Source organism: Nocardia lijiangensis NBRC 108240 (assembly GCF_001613045.1).
GTDB classification, from domain to species: Bacteria; Actinomycetota; Actinomycetes; order Mycobacteriales; family Mycobacteriaceae; genus Nocardia; species Nocardia lijiangensis.
Window position 1 is genome coordinate 1 of the sequence record NZ_BDBP01000123.1, and the last position, 21,107, is coordinate 21,107.

Sequence of the window (21,107 nt, forward strand, 5' to 3'; positions counted from 1 at the left end):
CGTTCACCGGCACGTGCGGCGGCGGCCTCCAGTTCGGCGGCGACGTCGGCGTCCGGGCAGTCGACGGCCGCGGCCCGATGCCAGGCGCGCCGGTCGGCGTCGCGAATCGGGTCGACGGCCTCGGCCAGAGCGGCGTGCACCTGCCGCCGTCGCGCCGCGGACGCCCCGCTGTAGATGGCCGACCTGATCAGCGGATGGCGGAACCGCAACGGATCGGAACCCGATGCGGGAACCAGCAATTCGGCACGCTGGGCCTGTTCCAGCGCAGCGTCGAAAGCGGCCGTGGTCAGGCTGCCGACGGCGCGCCGGATGAGTTCTGGATCGCTCCCGGCGTCGGCGGCCAGCACCAGCAACAGATCCTGGGTGGCTTCGTCGAGTCCTCGTGTCTGGCGCAGGAATCGTGCCTCCAGTCTGCGGTCCAGCGGTAGCGGGTCGGTCAGCGCGGATTCGGCCGGACCGCCCTCGCCGAGGCTGCGCGCCAGCTCCAGGATGGCCAGGGGATTGCCGCCGGTTTCGGTGAGCAGCCGCGTGGCGATCACTCGGTCGATGTCGGCGGTGACGGAGGATTCGAGGAGTTCGGTCGCGTCGGGTTCGGACAACCCCTCCAGCCGCAATTCCGGCAGGCCGTGCAGGTCGTCCTCGGCGTCGTCGTCGCGAGCGGCGAACAACAGCACGATCGCCTCGGCGTCCAACCGGCGCGCGACGAAGGTCAGCACTTGCAGCGACTCGCGGTCGAGCCAGTGTGCGTCATCGCAGACCACCAGCAGGGGCCGGTCGGCCGCGGCGTTCGCGAGCAGAGTCAATGTGGCCAGACCCACGAGGAATCGGTCCGGCGGCGCGGTGACCGCCTGGATGCCGAATGCCGTCTCGAGCGCGGCGCGTTGCGGCGTGGGTAGCCGGCCACGTTCCCCGAGCAGCGGTAGCAGCAGCCGATGCAGGCCCGCGAACCCCAGCTCCTGTTCGACCTCGACCCCGGCCACCCGCATCACCCGCAGCCCGGAGGCGGCCGCGCTCACGTCCTCCAGCAGTGCCGTCTTGCCGATTCCGGCCGGGCCTTTGACGATTCGCACGGCGCTGAGCCCGGACTCAGCGTTGCGCACCAAGCCTTCGAGCTCAGCCGACTCGGATTTGCGGCCATGGAGGTACATGAGAGCAACCTTATGGCTACGGGTTCGCGCTCGGGACTAGGGACTGTCAAGGATTCGAACAACGGTCGAGACCGGCATCGTCATGGGGCCGATATCAGCTCCCGAAGAAGGACGGCAATGAGCAAACCCGTACTCGAACCTGCGGCGCAGGCCTTCGTGGAGGCGACCGCCAATCCTCCGTATCTGTTCGACCTCGGCCCGATCGAGGGTCGCAAGGCGGTCGACGAGGTGCAGTCGCCCGAGATCGAGGTGGCGGGCACCGAACGCGAAGTCGTGTCCGATCCCGCCCTGACCATCTTCCGCCCGGCCGGGGTGGCCGGACCGCTGCCGGTGATTCTCTACATCCACGGCGCGGGTTGGGTCTTCGGTAACGATCACACCCATGATCGGCTCGCGCGTGAGCTGGCCAAAGGCGCGGGCGCGGCGGTGGTGTTCGTCGACTACAGCCTCTCTCCCGAGGCGCGCTACCCGGTCGCGCTCGAGCAGGCCGCCGCCGCGTTGCAGTGGATCATCGCGGAAGGCGCCGACCGCGGACTCGATCCCGCACGTATCGCCGTTGCGGGCGACTCGGTCGGCGGCAACATGAGCGCCGCGCTCACCCTGCTGGTCAAGCAGCGCGGCGGACCCGGACTCGCCGGGCAGGTGTTGTTCTACCCGGTCACCGACGCGTCGTTCGACACCGCCTCCTACCGGCAGTTCGCCACCGGCTACTTCCTGCGCCGCGATGCCATGGAGTGGTTCTGGGACCAGTACACCACCGACCCGGCCGAGCGCGCCGAGATCACCGCCTCACCCCTACGGGCCACCAGCGAGCAACTCGCCGGGCTGCCGCCTGCCTTGGTGATCACCGCCGAGGCCGACGTGCTGCGCGACGAAGGGGAAGCGTACGCCGACAAGCTTCGCGAGGCGGGGGTGCCGGTGGTCGCGGTCCGCTATCAGGGCATCATCCACGATTTCGTCATGCTCAACGCCCTGCGCGGTACCCACGCCGCCGCGGCCGCCATCGACCAAGCCACCGGTTTCCTGCGCGGGGTGTTCGCCGAAGGGACATCCGACGATGTCCGCTGAATACGATATCGAGCAGATCGAACAGGCCAATGCCTCCGGCCGCACGCCCGCGGTGTTCGTGCACGGGCTGTGGCTGCTGCCGTCGAGCTGGGAGCGGTGGGCGGAGGTCTTCGCCGCCGCCGGGTACGTGCCGGTGCTGCCCGGCTGGCCGGACGACCCCGACACGGTCGCCGAGGCGCATGCCCATCCGGAGGTGTTCGCGGGCAAGACCGTCGGCCAGGTCGCCGACTATGTCGGCGGGCTGATCGGTGAGCTGCGCCGCAAGCCGGTCGTGATCGGTCACTCCTTCGGCGGCCTGCTCGCCCAGATCCTCGCGGGCCGTGGACTGTCGGCAGCGACGGTGGCCATCGATCCCGCGCCGTTCCAAGGCGTGTTGCCGCTGCCGATCTCCTCGCTGCGCGCCTCGGCGCCGGTGCTGACCAACCCCGCCAATCGGCACCGGGCCGTGCCGCTCACCTTCGAGCAGTTCCGGTTCGCCTTCGCCAACGCGGTCGACGCGGCGGAGGCCGAGCAGCTGTACGAGACGTTCGCGGTGCCCGCACCCGGCGCTCCGCTGTTCCAGGCGGCCACGGCCAATCTGAACCCGTGGAGCCAGACCAAGGTCGACAGCACCGGTGCACAGCGCGGTCCGCTGCTGATCGTCTCGGGGGAGAAGGACAACACCGTGCCGTGGGCGATCGCCAAGGCCTCGTACAAGAAGCAAACGCGCAACGAGCACGCCGTCACCGAGATCGTCGAGATACCCGGCCGCGGTCACTCACTGACGATCGACTCCGGATGGCGCGAAGTCTGCGACACCGCACTGACTTTCGTCCAGCGGTTCGCCTGATCGGTCTCGAATACTCCCGAATGGACGACCAATGAAACAGACGCACGGTCTGCGTGCCCTCGCGATCACGGTGACCCTGACCGCTTTTCCCGCGGCGACCGCTGCGGCCACGCCACCCTCGCCCACCATCGTGCTCGTGCACGGCGCCTTCGCCGACACGACCAGCTGGGATGGGGTGGCGGAGCTCCTGCGCGCCGACGGCTATCGCGTTGTGGTGCCGGACAATCCGCTGCGCGGACCGGGCAACGACGCCGCCGCCGTGCAGCGGGCTGTGGACAGCGTCCCCGGTCCGGTGGTCCTGGTCGGCCACTCCTATGGCGGGTCGGTCATCACCCAGGTGCACGACCCGAAGGTGCGTGCGCTGGTGTTCGTCGCCGCCTTCGCGCCCGCGCAGGGCGAGCTCAACCAGGTGGCCCTCGATCCGATCCGGTTCCCCGGGAGCCAGTTGGTTCCTCCGGTGCTTCAGGTGAAGGTGGTCGACGACGCGGCTGGGACCGCCGGGAAGAATGTCGATGCCTACATCGCGCCCAACGGTTTTCACGAGGTCTTCGCCCAGGACGTCAGCGATGCCACGGCAGCGGAGATGCTGACGCACCAGCGCTCGCTTGCCGTGTCGGCAAATCTGGAACCTTCCGGCGCTCCCGCGTGGGCGTCGACGCCCAGCTGGTATCTGGTCTCCACCCGAGACCGCGCCATTCCGCCGGCCGCGCAGCGATTCATGGCCAACCGGATGAACGCCCGGACACGGGAGATCGATGCGTCGCACGCGTCACTGGTGTCCGAGCCCGGTGAAGTCGCCGACTTCGTAAGGGCGGCGGCACGGTGAGGCGGTATTGCGATTGTTCGGTGGCAGGCCTGACAGCGGCCGGATTCCGTCACGTCGGCCGCATACGTCTCGGATTCCGGCGGCCGCCCGTCGCTATATCGTGGCCGCAGCCAGCTCGATCAGGCGGGCGCGGACCAGGTCGGGTCGTTCGTCGGCGATGAAATGTCCACAGCCGGTGACGGGTTCGAAGGTGTAGTCGTCGGCGCGGGCGGTTTCGGCGGCGGCGAGGGAAGGATGGAGAGCGGCGTCGTCCACGCCGAACAGTGCGCGGATGGGGATGGTGGCGCGACGGCGCTCGGGATTGCGGGCGCTGTTCGGGATTTCGCGCAGCCAGAACGTTCGGTAGGTGTCGGTGGCGGCGCGGGCGCAGACCGGATCGCGGAAGCGGTCGGCGAAGATTCGCACCACCTCGGGGTCGACCGCGCTGCGGTTGGTGATCGCGGCGGGGATGAGCCGTTCGAGGAGGCGGGTGCGCTGTTGTAGCGGCATACCCGCGATGGCGAGCGCCGGTTGATAGACGAGGAAGCGCCAGAAATGTCGCAACACTGTCGCCGTCGGTACCCAGGGATGTGCCATGTTCAGTGCGAGATAGCCGTCGAAACGTTCGGGCCGGCGCAGCACCATCAGGTATCCGACATAACCGCCCCAGTCGTGCCCGACGAGCAGCACCCGCTCGAGGCCCAGAGCATCGAGCAGCGCGAGCACATCGGAGGCGATGTCCTCCTTCGCCCATCGATGCGGCGGCGGGCCCGACCAGCCGTAGCCCGGCAGATCGGGCGCGATGATCCGGAGTCCTTCGGGCGGGTCGGCCAGTAGATCCCGGTAGGCGTGATGGTGCTGCGGCCAGCCGTGCAGCAGAACGACCGGACGACCGTCGACCGGCCCGGCTTCGGTGACATGGAATCGGACCCCACGGGCGGTGGTGAACGACCGGCGCACACCGGGGATGACTGGCGGTTCGGAAACAGCGATACCGTCGGTAACAGGCATATGGTCACGATAGTTCGCCGGGCGGCTACCGAACCACCGTCTGCGGGTGGATCCGGCGACCGCCCGTGGGTGGAGGGCGAACGCTTCGGGGCGCATAGGGGAGCGGCGGCCGGGGACCGCCCGTACTCCGCTACCTACCCGTGTGCTCCACCCACCTCCGCAATCCGCCCGGCCGACGCAGCATCAGGACACCGATGGCGGCGACGACGATGCCGCGCGGCGCCTCGTAGATAAATCCGGTGAGACCTTGGGTGGCGGGAATCGGGAGGAAGAAGCCGACACCGGCGAGCAGGGTGAGCACCGCGATCCAGCGGGGCACCGTGTTGTTGCGCAACATGCTCGCACCCAGCAGCCCCATCCCGGCGAGCAGGACGAGAGCGCCGACGATGTTGAACAACGCGAACGCGGTCGTGTCGATCATGTTGTCGTTGTCGGCGATCACATGCGCGGTGCCGGAGTCGGACGCGAACGGGTAGGCGACGAACAGTTCGACGGTGAGATGACCGGTTGCGGTGACGATATTGGCGATCAGGTAGCAGACGAGGCCGACGAATCCGGCCGTGCCGAGTCTCGGCCGCATCCACGCGTACATCCCGGGCAGGCCGAGGACAAGCAGGATGGTTCCGATGCCGAGCAAGATCTGCGCGATCGGTGCTCCGGGGCTGGTGAGCGCCTCGACCGAATGGCTCTTGCCCGCGACGATCGGATGCAGTGTGCCGCCCGCGATGCACAGGGGGCCCGCGATGCTCAGTGCGGCACCGCACATCCGCAGTACAGTCTCGCGAGAGGGACCGATGGTCCGATCTTCACCGGTGGCCGGGGTTGGTAGGAGTGCTTGCGTGTGTGTCATGAGCCAAGGGTCGGCGAGGGCGCTGGTGTGACGCTGGTGCGCGGCGGGTCCGACGACGACCGACCGGCCATCGCGGTACTCGGGCCGCTGGAAGTGCGCGGCCAGGACGGCGCTCGCCTCACCATCCCGGCGCGCAAACACGCCGAGCTCTTGGTCATCCTCGCGGCCGAGCGCACCGCCCGCAGCGCGCCGTATCTGTGCGAATTGCTCTGGCGGGGAAGCCCGCCGGAGAGTGCCCTGGTCACGCTGCAGGGCTACGTGTCACGGTTGCGCCGGACGCTGCGGCCGCTTCCCGAATTCCGGATCGAGACCAGCCCGAACGGCTACGTGCTGCGGTGCGGCGGATCCGGCACCGACCTCGACCTGCTCGACGTGCTGTCCAGGGACGCCCGCGCGGCACACGCCGACGGTGACGTCGGACGGACCGTCGATCTGCTCGAACGCGCCTTGCGCCTGTGGCGCGGCGATGCGCTCTCCGAGGTCGACGACGTCGCCGAACTCGCTCCCGAACGGGCGCGTCTGACCGAGCTGCGATCGGAACTCGTCGAGATGTGCGCCGAGGGATTGATCGTGCTCGGCCGCGCCCGGCACGCGGTCACGTTGCTCACCGACGAATGCGAGCGGCATCCGCAGCGGGAAGGCACGGCACGGCTGCTGGCGCTGGCGCTACGCGACTGCGGACGGATCTCGGAGGCCCTCGACGTCCTCGTTCGATTGCGGCGTTCGCTGCGGGAGGATTTCGGGCTCGATCCCGCGCCCGACACGGTCCGGGTCGAGAACGAGATCCGCAATCCGGCAACGCCCGCGGCAGCCCCCGCGGCGGAACGGTCGGCCCTCGTCGGACGTGACGACGTCGCCGCTGTCCTGGACCGTGCCCGGAATCGGTCGCGGCACGGACTGACCGTCGTGACGGTGCGCGGCGCATCCGGCATCGGCAAGACGGTTGTCGTCGAGGACGTCGTACGACGCCACGGCGACACGGCCTTCTTCACCGCGGGGATCAGCGGGGCGAGCGCATCGGCGTTGGCGACGCTGATGCCGTGGCTGGATCAGGCCGCGCTGGCCGGGCGTGCCGTGCCCGACATTCCGACACCGCGTGCGCTCGCGGCGCTGTTCGCCGACGTGGCGCGGGAGACCGGACACTTGGTCGCTGTCATCGATGACGTGCAATGGGCCGATCCCGATTCGGTGCGGATGATCGCGGCGGCCATGCGGGTGCTCCGTGCCCATCCGGTCCTGCTGTTTCTCACCGTCCGCCCCGAACCCCTCCCGGCCGAGGTGGGCGCCGCGGTGCGGTTGCTCCAGTCCGCAGGCACCCATGTTGTGGTGGACCTGTTGCCGCTGCCCGATGCGGCCGTGGACGAGCTGGTGCGCGCCGATCTCGGCTCGGCCGGTCCCGAGATGCGCGCCCAGATCATCGAGCTGAGCGCCGGTAGCCCGTTCGTCGCGGCACAACTGTGCGATCTCGTTCGGGCGGGCCGCCCCTTGGACGTCAGGGGATCCGCCCCCGAGATCACGACGGCGAAGCTGGCCGCTGTTTCGCCCGCGGCGCGAGCGCTCGCCGAGGTGCTGGCCGTGATCGGCGCGCGCGCGTCGATCGGTCTGGTCGCCGCCGCCGACGGTGCGCCGCGGTTCGACGATCGGATCGGTGAACTCGTCACCGCACGGGTTGTCTCGCTCGAAGACGGCGCCGTCGCTTTCGAACACGAACTCGTGCGCGACGCCGTACTCGCCACGATCGGTGAAGTGCGGACGGCGGTGTTGCACAAGCGGATCGCGGAGGCGCTGGCCGACCTGCGGCCGGGCGCACTCGCGGCACAGGCACGGCATCGCAGCGCCGCAGCACTGGATTCGCTGGATTCCGCTGCCGCGCACGCGTGTTCGGTCGCGGCGCGGGACGCGCTACGGCGGGACGCTCATACCGAGTGTGCCGAACTCGCCGCGCTCGGGCTTCGGCACGCGGATCCCGGTGACGCGGAGTTGCTGATCGAGTTGGATTGGCTTGCGGGACAGGCGCATCACCGCCTCGGCCACTACGACGCGGCCGCAGCGTGTTTCGATCGGGCCGGTCGGCGGTGCGCTGAACGCCGCGACTGGTCTGGTCTGGCGCGGACCGCGCTGCTCTCCGCACCACGTGGCGTAGCCGGGTACTTCTCCGGATACGGTGTGGTGCACACGGGTTCGTCGGCGCTGCGAGCGCAGGCACTGGCGCATCGCCTCGATCTCGACGCCGAGCTGGTCGCCGAGGCGGAAGCGATCGAGGCTGTGGACCGCGCAATCCACGGTCTACCAGGGCATTTCGATGCTCTGGCCGAGGCGCGGGCGCGCAGCGCACCCGGTAGCCGATCGTGGCCCCAGGTCCTGCTGGCCGAGTTCCTGTGTACCTGGGGTCCGACAACCGTCGCCGACCGGCGCAAGATCGCCGAGGAACTCGAGGAACTCGCGGGCCACGACCGCACGGCGCGGGCGACAGCGGTCCATCTGCGCCGCGTCTGTGCCCTCGAGGCGGGAGATATGCGGCTGGTCCGCCGGCTGTCGGCCGAGTTCGCCCGGCTCGCCTCCGCCGGGGACGTCGACCTCGCGGCCACCCAGCTGTGGTGGCAGGTGATGCTCGCCGTGCTGCGCGGCGACTACCGGCAGTCGCAGGCGCTGATGACCCGCTTCGCCGACGATCTCGGCGCGGTCGACGATCACGCCCGGCTACTCGCCGAAGTCTCGGCGCTGACGAGCAATTCGATCGAGCTGTGGCATCGCGGACGTCTCGGCGAGCTACTCGCCGAAGTGGACCGGATGGCTCAGGACTTCGACGAGGACTTCGCGCTCGTGGTCGCGATGGCCGCGGCGGAGATCGGTGACCACGAGCGCGCGCTGTCGACGATCGAGTCGATCATCGCCCTGCCGGGGAGGTTGTACGGCCCGCGCTTGGTCGTGCGTGTGCCACTGCTGGTCGAGGCACTGCTCGCGGTCGGTCAGCGCGCGCCGCGGCAGCGCGACCGGGTGGTCGAGCTCACCGCCGAACTCGAACCGTTCACCCAAGGGTGGGGCGAGACGTTGATCGTGCAATGGCCGGGATTGGTGTGTCTCGGGCCGTCCGGGCTCTATCGCGGCACCGCGCGCGGAATTCTCGGACTCCCCGGCGCGCGCGACGAGGTGGTCGCCGCGCGGCACCGGGCGCGCGTACTCGGCGCGCGGCCCTATGAGTTGCGCGCCGAGGACCGCCTGACGCGGTGGCCGTTCGACTGAGCCGTCAGCTGAACTGCCCGAAGCCGCGTTCGGGGCTTACCGCTGAATCTCCGGCAGCGGTGGCGATTCCGGGAAGGTGACGGGCAGGGCGGTCAAGGCGCGGTGGAACGGGCCTGGGCGCCAGGTCAGTTCATCGGGCGGTACGGCAAGTTGTAGTTCGGGCAGGGCGTCGAGAAGTTGATCGATGGCCTCCTGGGCGATCAGGTATGCCATCGAACTCGCCGGGCAGACGTGCGGTCCGGCGCCCCACGCCAGGTGAGATCGATTGCCCGCGTATTGATCCGTTTTGATCTCGGGGTCGTTGTTGCAGCCGGCCATGCTGATGACGACGGGTTGATGCGCGGGCAACCACACACCGTCGATCAGAATCGGCTGGCGCGGAAAGCTGATGCAGAAGTTCGCCATCGGCGGATCGTCGAACAGCACCTCGTCGAGCGCGTCCCGGGTGGACAGGCTCCCGCCGAGTACGCTTCCGCCGAACCGTTCCTCGGTGAGGATCAACAGCAGGGTGTTGATGATCAAGTTCTGTTGGGGCTCGATGCCCGCTCCGTACAGCGTGGCCAATTGGTGCACCATTTCGGTGTCGCTCAACCCCGCCGGATGTTGCACCATCCGCGTCGTGACGTCGTCGCCGGGCTCGGCGCGCTTCAGTTGGGTCAGTTCCAGAAGTGCGCCGATGAGCATCTGGTTGCCCTGTTCGGCCTCGGCGCCCTCGAAAATGGCGGCCATCCCCTTCGCGGCGCGGGCCGCGATCTCGGCCGGTGAGCCGAGCAGGGCGTTGAGCACCCCGAAGGCGAGCGGAAACGCATACTGGCGCACCAGATCCGCGGACCCCTCGGTACAGAAGGAATTGATCAGCGGCACCGCAAGCGCCGCGACCGTGTCGTGCAAGCCGTACTGATCGACCTTGTCCAGACCCGCCGTATTCGTCTTCCGATACCTCGCATGGTCGGCGCCCGCGTTGCGCAAAGCGTTCGGCCGCCACTGCATCATCGGCAGCACTGGACAGTCCGCGGGGATGTTCTGCTGCCACGTTCGCGGGTCGGCCGGAAAATGGTCCGGGTCATTGAAGATCCGCACCGCGGTGTAGTAGCCGATCACCAGGGTCGCGGGCACACCCGGCGCCAAGTCCACCGGCACCAAAGACCCATAGCGGCCGCGCATCTCGCGATAGACCCGGTGCGGGTCCGCCGCGAACTCCGGCGAATACAGCGGCACCCGTGGGCCGTCGGTATCGATGGGCGAATCGAGCGCGGTTCTGCCGTGCGCTGAGGACGAGGACATCATCGTCGGAGATACTCCAGGTGATCGAACAACAAGCTCCGTGAGCCTAAGCAGCCGGCGGGCGGTGCGTACCGAAAACGATGCACAATCACTTCACTTCGGCCACGTTCACAGCATCCGCCCCGGTCGCGGCCGGGATGTCCCGCTCCCAGTGTTCGCTGGGCCCGGCTGTGACCTTCGCCGCTACTGGCCCAATGGTCGAGAGGCGCAGCAGGTTTCAGCGACTCACCGGCGCGCTCCGATGCCAGGCAGGCGGCGATCGGCCCGGACCGTCACTGTCGGTTAGCTCACAGGCTGCGGTATTCATGGTGAGGAAACCGCCGATCCATGAGAGGGTAGACGGGTGAGATCAGGCTTATCGGTGTGATTCGCTTGCTCACCTACAGAAAAGATGAAGTAAACAAATGGCTCAAGGCAGTGTGAAGTGGTTTAACAGCGAAAAGGGCTTCGGCTTCATCGCGCAAGACGGTGGCGGCCCCGACGTCTTCGTTCATTTCTCCGCCGTGTCCGGCTCGGGATTCAAGTCCCTGGAAGAAGGACAGCGCGTGGAGTTCGAGGTCGGTCAGGGTCAGAAGGGTCCGCAGGCGCAGGACGTCCGCGCGATCTGAGTGACGCAGTAGAGTGAGCCCCGCATCCTTCGGATGCGGGGCTTCCGCCTTTTCCAGCGGGCTTGGGGCTGGTCACCGGCGTGCACCACGACCCGTAGCGTGTCGACGGCTCGCGACGATGGCTAGAGCGGCCAGGCCGAGAGTGAGCCCCGTGAGAGTCTGGAACAGCTGGACCAGATTGGCCGCGGCGGGGCGGGCGTCCTCCGCCAGCGGTCCCTCGGTCAGCGTAACCACCATCGCCCACAGCCCCCAGCCGAACATCGCGCCCGAACCCAATCCGGCCAGAGCGACCGCGCACCAGGCAGGCATCCGAGCGGGTCTGCGGCGTACCAGCGTCAGCGTGCCCACCACCGCCAGTGCCGCGAACACTCCGCGCACCGTTTCCATGATCGTGAAGGCGGCGTTGCGGTTGTCGTACATCTCGTCGGACAGACCGCCGGGCACACCCCAGCCCCACAGAATCGTGCAGAGGCCAGTGACCAGGGCAGGCGCCGCGGCGAGCAACACGAGTTCCCGCCACTGCCGCGCGGGGCGCGGGTCGTCGCCGACTCGTCCGCCGATCAGACCGCCCCACCGGTCCACGCCGTAGCAGAAGAAACCCACGGCCAGTCCGATCCCCTGCACCGTGAACCCGCCGTACACCACCGGGAAAACCCAAGTCGCCAGCGGGAAGTCGGGCTCATCGTCGATCGCGCCGGAGTCCAATGCCAGACCCAGGGGTGCGGCGAGCACGATCGGGATCAGCAGGCCACCGGCGATCCAGGCGGGCAACAACACGATCCAGCCGGGCGCGCGCCGGCCCCACGGCGCCACCAGGATGATCGCGAACGCCACCGCGATTGCGTCCATTGCCAAGGTGACCAGGTTGAGCCCGGTCATCGCCGAGCTGTCCAGGAATTCCGGGTCGCGCACGCCGAGCGTGCCGCCCACGATCCAGTTGGTCTTGAGCGTCAGATACGGAAGGGTGGCGGCCACGGTGGCCACGCTGGCGACCAATCGGATGCGGGGCAGCGGAGCAGGGCGATCGGACAGGGCTTCGGACGGTGATGTCATGATCCGACTGTTGCGCGAAGACCTGGCCGAATCCTCCTCCGCACGGAGGGTACGGCTCCCCCGCACGGGTGATTCGCCCGGTGCGCGGCGCCTGCGAAGATGCGGTGGTGCGACGAATCTGGGCACTGCGGCCGCTGTTGGCGCCCGAAACCTACTCGCGCGGGGTGTACCTGCTGCTCGGCGGCGTCGTCGGGGTGCCGTATGTCGCGCTGGCAGCGGTGTTCGTGCAGGCCATCCGCGGCAACGGCGGTGCGGATATCGCCATGTTCGTGCTGCTTGCGGGCCTGACCATCGTGGTGGGAGCTGGTGTCGCGGTCCTGCCTGCGTCGCGCGCGTTGGCGATCACCGCCACCCGCACCCTGCTCGGTGTGGAACTGCCGGAGCCCGAACCGGATTCGGCGACGCGCTGGGATGTCCGTCGCCGGGTTGCGCTGTGGTATGTCGCGTCGGTGCTGACCGGCGGCGCGATGCTGATGCTGGTGTTGTTCGCCGTGCCGACCGGCCTCGGGCTGTGCGCGGTGCCGTTCACCGACAGCGCGACCGCGCAGGAGCTGATACGCCGGACCCCGGCCTCCGCCGACGGCATCGGACCCAGCCTGGCCACCATCGCGGCGGGACTGGCGATGGTGCTCGGCACCGTCTATTCGGTCGCGGGTGCGGGCGCGGGGCTGGCTCGTCTCGCGCCCGCCCTGCTCGGGCCGACCGAGGCGGACGAGATCGCGGCGCTGCGCAGGCGCGAGCGCGCCGCGGCGGCCCGCAACGAACTGGCCCGTGAACTCCACGATTCGATCGGTCACGCGCTGACCGCGATGACCGTGCAGGCGAGCGCGGGCGCCCGCGTACTGGAACGCGATCCCGCCTTCGCGACCCGCGCATTCCACCACATCGAGAACACCGCGCGGGCGGCGCTGGAGGATCTCGATCACGTGCTCGGCATTCTGCGGGCGAACGACTCCGGTGGGAACGGTCCCGGCACGGCGCTGCCCGCGGCAGCGCCCGCGGGCCGAAGCCTGGCCGATCTGCCCGCCCTGTTCACCGCGTATCCGGCCGATCGCGTCGAGGTCACCCTCGCCGGGGATCCGGTGCGGGTGCCGGCCGCGGTGTCCAGAGAGGCCTACCGCGTCGCGCAAGAGGCAGTGACCAATGCTGTGCGGCACGGTGCGGACGGCCCGATCATGGTGTCGATTACGGTGTCCGACAAGCACATCCGTCTCGAAGTCGACAATCCGCGCGGGTCGGCGTCGCGCCCCGGCACCGGGCGCGGGCTGCTCGGTATCCGCGAACGGATCGCCTTGCACAGCGGGACCGTAACTGCGGGTCCGTCAGGTGACCGATGGGTCGTCGTCGCCGAAATCCCTTGGGAGGGGCAGTGAGACAGCCGGATACGCATGAGCGCCCTCAGCCGAGGCCGATCACCGTGCTGATCGTCGACGACGATCCTTTGGTGCGGACCGGGTGGCGCGCCATACTCGAGACCGAGCCCGATATCTCGGTGGCCGGCGAATCCGGGGACGGCGCCGAGGTCCGCGATCTGGTGCTGAGGGTGACCCCCGACGTCGTCATCATGGATGTGCGCATGCCACGGGTGGACGGCATCTCGGCCACCCGGCACCTCTTGGCGACCGTGCCCGCGGCACCACGGGTGTTGGTGGTGACCACTTTCGGCAATGACGACTACGTCTACGACGCGTTGCGCGCCGGTGCCAGCGGATTCCTGCTGAAACGTTGTCCCGCGGACGAATTGGTGCGTGCGGTGCGCACCATTGCTGCGGGGGACTCGCTGCTGTTTCCCGAGGCGATCCGTTCCCTGGCCGCCGCGCACGCCCGGCCCGCCGGTGACTGGCTGCGGAGGGCCGGACTCACGGAACGCGAGGCGCAAGTGTTGCGCGAGATCGCGGCGGGCAAGTCCAATGCCGAGATCGGCGCCGATCTGTACCTGAGTGTCGAGACCGTGCGGACGCACGTGCGGAACGTGCTGGGGAAACTGGGTGTTCGAGACCGCACCCAAGCCGTCATCGCCGCCTACGAATCGGGCTTCGTCATCCCGGGCGGGTGAATGCCGTGCGGCGACTGCGGGAGCAACTCGCCGGCCCGCTGCCGACGTCGCTGCGGTGTGTGGGTACACCGATCAGGCTCATCTGTGCCGGGATGTGGCGATCTTCGCGGACCGCACACCGGGGGCGCTGCACGCGGGCAATCTGAGGGTCATCGCTCTGGATCGGTACCGGGCCTGGGGAACATTCTTCCAATCTCCGGGGTGACTGATCGGTCGATAGTGGTGTTCACCTCGGGTGCGGTCGGCGAGCCGAACGCAACTCGAACCCTCACCCCGATCGACGACGAGAGGACACGTGTCGTGACCGACACGAGAAATCATATGGAAGCCTCAGCGCAAAGCACTGGAGAGCAGTCAGCGGCGATGAGACTGCTGCTGGCTTGCGGTGTCATTGCTCCGCTGCTCAACATTGTTGTCATTCTCGTCCTTGGGGCTATACGCCCTGACTACAACGCCTGGGTAGTCCCCGACAGCAACCTCGAACTGGGGCCTGGTGGGTGGATGCAAATAACCAACTACATCGTCACCGGAGCGCTCCTGCTCGCTTTTGCCATCGGGATGAGGCTGCTTCTGCGTACAGGACCTGGTTCCACCTGGGGGCCCATCCTGCTCGGCATCTATGGCTTCACCTTCGTCGCCATCGGGCCTATCCTTCCCGACCCGTCGCTAGGTTACCCACCGGGAGCGTCGGAAGCGCTGACCATTCACGGCGCCATTCATATTCTCTTAGGTCTGGTTCAGTTCACATCGCTGACTGCGGCTTGCTTCGTGTTGGCACGGCGCGATGAGGCGCTCGAAAGCCGGGGCTGGTCCCGGTATTCGGTTGCCACTGGCCTGCTGGTCGTCACCTCTTATGTCGCCTTCGTCCTCACCGCCAAATTGGTAGACGGGGGACCAGCAGGGCTCATCGAACGGATTGGGATCATTGCCGGCGGCATTTGGATTGCTCTGTTGGCGATCCGCCTGATGAGCAGGCCAGTCCCACGCGTGTCTGTCGAATAAATGGAACGGCGACCCCGACTACGACAACCCTCCGGGCAGACCGCCGAGCTGACGCATCAGCGCGAGGGTGTCGACGACTCCCCAGCTCTCGACGATCCGGCCGTCGACGAAGCGGAAAATGAAGATCTCGCGGTAGGAGATGGGTTTACCGGTTGGCGGCAGACCCAGGTACTCGCCCGTGTGGGTGCCGGTCACGGTGTTCCTGCTGACGACCTTGTCTCCCTCGGCGATCGAATCTTCGACCGCGATGTGCAGGTCGGGGAAAGCCCGATGGAGCCTGCCGAACACTTCTTCGAGCGCGCGCGGCCCCGTCGCATCCACCGCCGCGGGTGTGCGGATCACGGCGTCGGGCGCGACGACCTCGTCGATCGTCTTCGCGATGAGGTCCGAGTCGCGGGAGTTCAGGGCGTCGTGCAAACGCTCGAGGGTCGCTTTGTTCGTTTCCTGGGCTGTTGGCATTCGACTCCTCCTTCGGACTCGGCAGCTCACGGCAATCTTCGGCAACGTGCCGACTCGACTATGTCACCCACGAGACACCGGCCCCCACCGTTTTGTGACACCGCGGCGGCAACGGCGGACCCGGAGAGCGCGGTCGGCGAACGAATGGGTCCCGGAGACGCGATGAATTCCACGCGCCGCGACCGTCCACACAGTCGAAGGACACATTCGCACCGAGGAGACCCCATGGCCAGTCCCACCACCGTCGCCCGCACCGTCGAGTTCCCCGACGTCAGCCTCTACTACGAGGTCCGCGGCGACGGGCCGCTCATCGTCCTGGCGGGCGCGCCCATGTCCGCCTCGGACTTCGCGCCGCTGGCCGACCTGCTCGCCACCGACCACACCGTTCTCACCGTCGACCCACGCGGACACCGCGCCAGCGTGCTCACGGATCCGCACCGGGACTCCACGCCCGCGCTGCGCGGCGAGGATCTCGCCCGGCTGATCGACCACCTCGGTATCGGACCGGCCGTCGTCCTCGGGTCCAGCGGCGGCGCGGTGAGCGCGCTGGCGCTGCTCGAGGCCCATCCCGATCTGGTCACCACCGTGGTCGCGCACGAGCCGCCGCTGATCGAGCTGCTCGACGACCGCGCCGAGCTGCGGGCGGGCACCCACGACATGATCGCCTCCTTCCGTGCGGGCGATGTGCTCGGCGCGTTCCGAAAGTTCTTCGTGCAGGCGAACATCCCGCTGCCGGAACCGGTGCTCGAGCAGATGTTCGGCGGCGACCGCGATCCCGCCCAGCTCGCCTCCGAGCGCTACTGGTTCGACCACGAGCTCCTCGGCACCGTCTCCTGGTTGCCGGACCTGGATACGCTGCGCGCGACCCCCGCCCGCATCGTCATCGGTATCGGCGTCGACTCCGCGGACCAGCTGTGCGACCGCAGCAGCCGCGCGCTCGCCGCCGCCCTCGGCCTCGCACCCACGATGTTCCCCGGCGACCACATCGGATTCGTCGGGGACCCTTCGGCATTCGCCGCATACTTGCGCGGCGTGCTGCGCGGGGACTGACAGGCCGTCGGTCCACTGTCAGTGCGCTGTCAGCGCCGGTCGGCATCGTCAAGGGTGTTCCACAAACGCGGAAAGGAAACGCCCGATGTCCGATGTCACGCTGTCCGAGTTCGTCGAAGCGACCGCCACTCAGTTCGGGATTCCCGGTGTGGCGGTCGGGTTGCTGATCGACGGACGGGAGGTCTTCGCCTGCCACGGCGTCACCAGCCTGGACAACCCGCAACCGATCGACAGCGACACGCTGTTCCAGCTCAGCTCGATCACCAAGACCTACACCGCGACCGCGCTGATGCGCTTGGCCGCGGAAGGCCGGGTCGATCTGGACGCCACGGTGCGCACGTACCTTCCTGAGTTCGCGCTCGCCGACGAAGACGCCGCCGACCAGATCACCGTGGCGAACCTGCTGAACCACACCGCCGGACTGGACTGGAACCTCGTCGTCGACACCGGTGACGGCGAGGACGCGCTGGCCGAATTCGTCGCACGGCTGCCGGAGCTCGACCTGATCGCGGAGCCGGGCGCGCGGGCCTCCTACAGCCAGGCCGGATACAACCTGGCCGGACGCATCGTGGAGAAGGTCACCGGGCAGCCGTTCGAACAGGCCGTCGCCGACTTGGTTCTCGCCCCGCTCGGCCTCACGCACAGCTCCTTCACGCGGCGCGAGATCACCGCCCGCCGGTTCGCCGAGGGACACAATGCCGAGGAAGACGGTTCGCTGACGGTCGCGTGCCTGTGGCGGCCCTCGCGGGCGAACAACCCCGGCGGCGGTCTGGCTTCCTCGGCGGCCGACCAATTGCGCTGGGCCCGTTTCCATCTCGGTGACGGCGGCGCAGTGCTACCCACCGGCAGCCTGCTCGCCATGCACCGCCCGACGGTCGAGCTGCGGGCGAGCTCGCTCGGTGACGCCATCGGCCTCGGGTGGCTCCTGCGCGACATCGACGGCGTGCGGACCATCGGTCACGGCGGATCCGGCAACGGGCAATTCGCCGAGCTGCTCATCGTCCCCGAACGCAATTTCGCGGTCGTCGTGATGTCGAACGCGGGCCCCGAGGGCATCGCCTGCAACCAGGCGATCGTGCGCTGGGCGCTCGAGCACTACCTGGGCATCCACGACCGCGACCCCGAACCGCTGCCCTACGACGCGTCGCGCGCCGCGGAACTGACCGGCACGTATGACATCGACGCCATGACCCTCACCATCGACGCGGACGAGACGGGACTGAACCTCGCGGTTGCCGTCAAACCGGAGGTCCGCGCCGCCATGGACGGGGCGATGCCGCCGGACTACCCGGCCGCCGCCATCGGCCTGCTGCCGGGCGACGGCGACGAATACATCGTCACCGGCGGCGGTCTGCGCGGACAACTCGGCTACTTCTCCCGCGACGCGAGCGGCACGATCGTCGGCATCGACCTCGCGGGACGGCTCTTCCAGCGCGTCGCCGCGTGATCCGGCCCCGGCTGTCAGGTCCGGCTGTTCACCTCGGACACCACGCGCCGCCGACCGGAAATCCGATCCGGTCGGCAGGGCGAGTAGGCCTGTGCGGAGACGTGTGCACTCCGCCGAAGTGATCTTGCTGCGGCGCGCATCGTGTTAGCGTCGCGAAAGCCCGAAGGCTTCTTGTCTCAGTTCGTGTGGTTCCGCTGGTCGCCGTCGGCGGTGTTTCCGGTCGACGGCTCGTTCGTCAGCTCGACTTCGAACGCAGTACCCGTCGCGAGAACAGGAGCACTGCTGTGAGCAAGTATCGATCTTCCACCGGTATCGCGGTCCTGGCGATGGCCATCGCCTGCGCGGTACCCGGGTGTGGCAACGATTCGCCGGAAGCGTCGGACCCGAGTCCGGCCGCGAACACCACTACGCACGGTCCGGCGAAGAACCCGTATCTGGCCGCGGAGAAATACGCGGTCACCCACCTGGACTCCGGCCAATCCGACAGCTTCGCCGATCCCGTGCCGAGGGGCACGTTCCGGGTAGACCCACTCCAGATGCCGCGCGTGCCCACCGGCCCGGTCAACATCATCACCCTGGCCTCGCCGTCGGAGAAGTACATGTGGGTCTCGTCGAGTTCCGGCGTGCGGTACGTGGACGTCTCGGACCGCGGCTTCCGCGAAGTGGCCGCCATGGACGCGCCCGGCGTGCAGCCCATCCCGACGCAGGCGCTGGACGAGGTCCTCGGCCAGACGTTCACCGACACCGACCAGATCCAGGACGCCATCCGCGACGACTGGGGCGGCGCGACCTGGCAGCGCATCGCCAACGGCGTCTACGGCTTGGTGGACAAGGACAATCGCGTCTACTACACCACCCAGAACTCCGAGCTGGTCGTCTTCGGTCTGAAGAACAACGACAAGCCCGAAGAAGGCATCGAGATCGTCGAGAGTTTCGACTTCAAACCACTGCTCGGGGCGGGCACCACCACGCTCGGCATCCCCGAGAGCATCGTCGGTGTCAACATGACCTACGACGGCCACCTCATCGTCGTGTCCTCGCGCGGTGTGCTCGCGATCGACCGCGAACTGTCGGGGCAACCGCAGCAGATCCGCTTCGGTGACGACGAGACCGTCTCCAACTCGATCGCCGTCGACGAGAAGGGCGGCATCTACGTCGCCTCCGACAAGGTGATGCGCAAGGTCGTGTGGACCGGCTCCAAGCTGTCGACCGACGAGGCCGACGGCGCCTGGTCCGCGCCCTACGACTTCGGCCGCCAGCCGCCCGCGGTGAAGTTCGGCATCGGCAGCGGCTCCACGCCCACGCTCATGGGATTCGGCGAGGGCTCCGACGAACTGGTGGTGATCACCGACGGCGCCGACCACATGAAGCTGGTCGCGTTCTGGCGCAACGAGATCCCCGAGGGTTTCCAGCCCAAGGCGAACACCAAATCGAACCGCATCGCCGACCAGATGGAGGTGACCGCGGGTCTGCCCGATCCGAAGCCCGAGTTCATCCAGAGCGAGCAGTCCGTGGTGGTGCACGACTACGGTGCGTTCGTCGTGCAGAACATCGGCGCGGGCGGTGAACCCGACCGGCTCGTCGACGTCATGGCCAACGGCCCGGTGGACGAGCCGCCGCACGGCATGCAGCGCTTCGAGTGGGATCCGGCCGCGGACAAGTGGACCTCGGCGTGGGAGCGCGGCGACGTCGTGTCCACCTCGATGGTGCCCGCGGTGTCGACGGAGGCCGGAATCGTGTTCGTCAACGGCTACAGCAAGGCCGACGGCTGGGAGGTCACCGGCCTGGACTGGAAGACTGGAGAGACCGTGCACCGCACCATCTTCGGGCCGTCCAACTACGGCAACGGCGCCTACGCGATCATCGAGGCGTTCCCGAACGGCGACCTGCTGTTCAACAGCATCGGCGGTCCGTTCCGGGCGAAACTCGACAAGTAGCGCACAACGCAAGGGGCCCCGGCCGATTGCCCGGCCGGGGCCCTTCGGCGTGGACGAGATCAGCGCACGAGAGTCGACGCTTGGTCGGCCAGATCCAGCAGCGGCTGCGGGAACACGCCGAGCGCCACGGTCGCCGCCGCTGTCAGCACGATCAGCGCCCGGGTGAGGACGGGAATGACGACCACCGGGGCGTCGGCCGGGGGATCGGTGAAGAACATCATCACGATCACGCGAACATAGAAGAACGCCGCGATGGCGCTCGAGATGACGCCGACGATGACCAGCGTGACCGCGTCGCCGGACGCGGCCGCCTCGAATACGACGAACTTGCCGACGAACCCGCTGGTGAGCGGCAGACCGGCGAAAGAGAGCAGCAGTAGCGCGAACACCGCGCCCAGCCACGGGGATCGGCGTCCGAGCCCGGCCCACTGCGCCATCCCGGTCGCCTCGTCGCCGTCGGGTTCGCGGACCAGGCTCACCACCGCGAACGCGCCGAGGGTGCCGAGACCGTAGGCGACCAGATAGAACAGCACCGCCGCGATGCCCGCATCGTTGGCGGCGACCAGAGCGATGATGATGAATCCCGCGTGCGCCACCGACGAATACGCCAGCATTCGCTTCACATCGGTCTGGGTCACCGCGAGCACCGCGCCTGCGAGCATCGTCGCGATCGCGACCGCCGCGAGCACCGGGCGCCAATCGTCCCGCAGCCCCGGCACCGCGATCTGCAGGATGCGCAGCATGGCGCCGACCGCCGCGATCTTGGTCGCGGCGGCCATGAACGCGGTGACCGGGGTCGGCGCACCCTGATAGACGTCGGGCACCCAGGACTGGAACGGGACAGCGCCGATCTTGAACAGCAACCCCACCGCCAGCATCGCCACGCCGAGCAGCGCGAGCATCGCCTCGGACGGGTGCGCGGCTATCGCGTCGGCGATGCCTGCGAGCCGGACCGTCCCCGCCTGGCCGTACAGCAGCGCGACGCCATAGAGGAAGAACGCCGACGAAAACGCCCCGAGCAGGAAGTATTTCAGCGCCGCCTCCTGAGAGAGCAGCCGCTTGTGCCGCGCGAGCCCGCACAGCAGGTACAGCGGGAGTGACAGCACCTCCAGCGCGACGAACATGGTCAGCAGATCGTTCGAGGCCGGGAAGAGCATCAGCCCGCCGACCGCGAGCAGCGTGAGCGGGAAGACCTCGGTGGTCGCGATGCCCGCGCGGGTCGCGGCCAGCTCGTCGGCGCTGCCCGGGACCGCCGAC

General features: G+C 68.4%; 18 protein-coding genes. 11 read left to right on the forward strand and 7 right to left on the reverse strand.

Annotated features, from left to right (window positions below; all coding sequences use genetic code 11):
- On the reverse strand, nucleotides 1-1,148 hold a 1,148-nt coding region (locus NL1_RS32840; RefSeq protein WP_156095151.1), incomplete at its 3' end, for an AAA family ATPase.
- Between the two features lie 117 nt (nucleotides 1,149-1,265).
- Between NL1_RS32840 and NL1_RS32845 the strand changes: the two genes are divergently transcribed.
- Genes NL1_RS32845 through NL1_RS32855 form a run of 3 tightly spaced genes read left to right on the forward strand, consistent with a single transcriptional unit; the run spans nucleotide 1,266 to nucleotide 3,871 of the window.
- The gene (locus tag NL1_RS32845; RefSeq protein ID WP_067847941.1) at nucleotides 1,266-2,216 is read left to right on the forward strand and encodes an alpha/beta hydrolase; all 951 of its coding nucleotides are present in this window, start codon (nucleotides 1,266-1,268) and stop codon (nucleotides 2,214-2,216) included.
- A complete protein-coding gene (locus tag NL1_RS32850; protein ID WP_067847944.1) occupies nucleotides 2,206-3,045 on the forward strand; it encodes an alpha/beta hydrolase in 840 nt (279 codons plus the stop codon). Before NL1_RS32845 ends, NL1_RS32850 begins: the two co-directional genes overlap by 11 nt.
- Before the next feature lie 31 nt (nucleotides 3,046-3,076).
- Nucleotides 3,077-3,871: an alpha/beta fold hydrolase gene (locus NL1_RS32855; RefSeq protein ID WP_067847947.1), complete on the forward strand. Its 795-nt coding sequence runs from the start codon at nucleotides 3,077-3,079 to the stop codon at nucleotides 3,869-3,871.
- 93 nt (nucleotides 3,872-3,964) lie between these two features.
- Here NL1_RS32855 and NL1_RS32860 read toward each other — a convergent pair whose 3' ends face one another.
- Both NL1_RS32860 and NL1_RS32865 read right to left on the reverse strand, forming a co-directional pair.
- A complete protein-coding gene (locus NL1_RS32860) occupies nucleotides 3,965-4,861 on the reverse strand; it encodes an alpha/beta fold hydrolase (protein ID WP_067847952.1) in 897 nt (298 codons plus the stop codon).
- A gap of 130 nt (nucleotides 4,862-4,991) precedes the next feature.
- Nucleotides 4,992-5,627, reverse strand: coding sequence for a hypothetical protein (locus tag NL1_RS32865; protein WP_245673700.1), 636 nt, complete (start codon nucleotides 5,625-5,627; stop codon nucleotides 4,992-4,994).
- A 111-nt stretch (nucleotides 5,628-5,738) separates the two neighbouring features.
- Here NL1_RS32865 and NL1_RS32870 point away from each other — a divergent pair, with 111 nt between their 5' ends.
- A complete protein-coding gene (locus tag NL1_RS32870; protein WP_162272793.1) occupies nucleotides 5,739-8,954 on the forward strand; it encodes an ATP-binding protein in 3,216 nt (1,071 codons plus the stop codon).
- A gap of 36 nt (nucleotides 8,955-8,990) precedes the next feature.
- On the opposite strand, the gene NL1_RS32875 is transcribed toward NL1_RS32870, so the two are convergent.
- Complete coding sequence (locus NL1_RS32875) at nucleotides 8,991-10,241, reverse strand: cytochrome P450 family protein (RefSeq protein ID WP_067847959.1); 1,251 nt, start codon at nucleotides 10,239-10,241, stop codon at nucleotides 8,991-8,993.
- Nucleotides 10,242-10,642: 401 nt separating this feature from the next.
- On the opposite strand from NL1_RS32875, the gene NL1_RS32880 reads away from it, so the two are divergent.
- Complete coding sequence (locus NL1_RS32880) at nucleotides 10,643-10,846, forward strand: cold-shock protein (RefSeq protein ID WP_067847962.1); 204 nt, start codon at nucleotides 10,643-10,645, stop codon at nucleotides 10,844-10,846.
- Nucleotides 10,847-10,918: 72 nt separating this feature from the next.
- On the opposite strand, the gene NL1_RS32885 is transcribed toward NL1_RS32880, so the two are convergent.
- A complete protein-coding gene (locus NL1_RS32885) occupies nucleotides 10,919-11,899 on the reverse strand; it encodes a hypothetical protein (RefSeq protein WP_156095152.1) in 981 nt (326 codons plus the stop codon).
- Between the two features lie 107 nt (nucleotides 11,900-12,006).
- On the opposite strand from NL1_RS32885, the gene NL1_RS32890 reads away from it, so the two are divergent.
- From NL1_RS32890 to NL1_RS32900, 3 genes are all read left to right on the forward strand, one after another.
- On the forward strand, nucleotides 12,007-13,272 hold the full coding sequence (locus NL1_RS32890) for a sensor histidine kinase (RefSeq protein WP_067847986.1): 1,266 nt from the start codon (nucleotides 12,007-12,009) through the stop codon (nucleotides 13,270-13,272).
- Entirely contained in the window at nucleotides 13,269-13,955 is a 687-nt protein-coding gene (locus tag NL1_RS32895) for a response regulator transcription factor (RefSeq protein WP_067847968.1), read from the forward strand. The genes NL1_RS32890 and NL1_RS32895 overlap by 4 nt, the downstream gene beginning before the upstream one ends.
- A 201-nt stretch (nucleotides 13,956-14,156) precedes the next feature.
- Complete coding sequence (locus NL1_RS32900) at nucleotides 14,157-14,957, forward strand: DUF998 domain-containing protein (protein ID WP_084511297.1); 801 nt, start codon at nucleotides 14,157-14,159, stop codon at nucleotides 14,955-14,957.
- A gap of 18 nt (nucleotides 14,958-14,975) precedes the next feature.
- Here the strand turns inward: NL1_RS32900 and NL1_RS32905 are convergent, their stop codons facing one another.
- Complete coding sequence (locus NL1_RS32905; protein ID WP_067847970.1) at nucleotides 14,976-15,416, reverse strand: ester cyclase; 441 nt, start codon at nucleotides 15,414-15,416, stop codon at nucleotides 14,976-14,978.
- A gap of 225 nt (nucleotides 15,417-15,641) precedes the next feature.
- Between NL1_RS32905 and NL1_RS32910 the strand changes: the two genes are divergently transcribed.
- The 3 genes from NL1_RS32910 to NL1_RS32920 all read left to right on the forward strand — a co-directional run bounded on the left by NL1_RS32910 (nucleotide 15,642) and on the right by NL1_RS32920 (nucleotide 19,850).
- Complete coding sequence (locus NL1_RS32910; protein WP_067847974.1) at nucleotides 15,642-16,466, forward strand: alpha/beta fold hydrolase; 825 nt, start codon at nucleotides 15,642-15,644, stop codon at nucleotides 16,464-16,466.
- 85 nt (nucleotides 16,467-16,551) lie between these two features.
- Complete coding sequence (locus NL1_RS32915; RefSeq protein WP_067847977.1) at nucleotides 16,552-17,913, forward strand: serine hydrolase domain-containing protein; 1,362 nt, start codon at nucleotides 16,552-16,554, stop codon at nucleotides 17,911-17,913.
- Nucleotides 17,914-18,197: 284 nt separating this feature from the next.
- On the forward strand, nucleotides 18,198-19,850 hold the full coding sequence (locus NL1_RS32920) for a hypothetical protein (protein ID WP_218024524.1): 1,653 nt from the start codon (nucleotides 18,198-18,200) through the stop codon (nucleotides 19,848-19,850).
- Nucleotides 19,851-19,909: 59 nt separating this feature from the next.
- Here NL1_RS32920 and nuoN read toward each other — a convergent pair.
- Nucleotides 19,910-21,107: NADH-quinone oxidoreductase subunit NuoN (gene nuoN / locus NL1_RS32925; RefSeq protein ID WP_067847980.1), on the reverse strand; the 1,198-nt coding region annotated here is incomplete at its 5' end.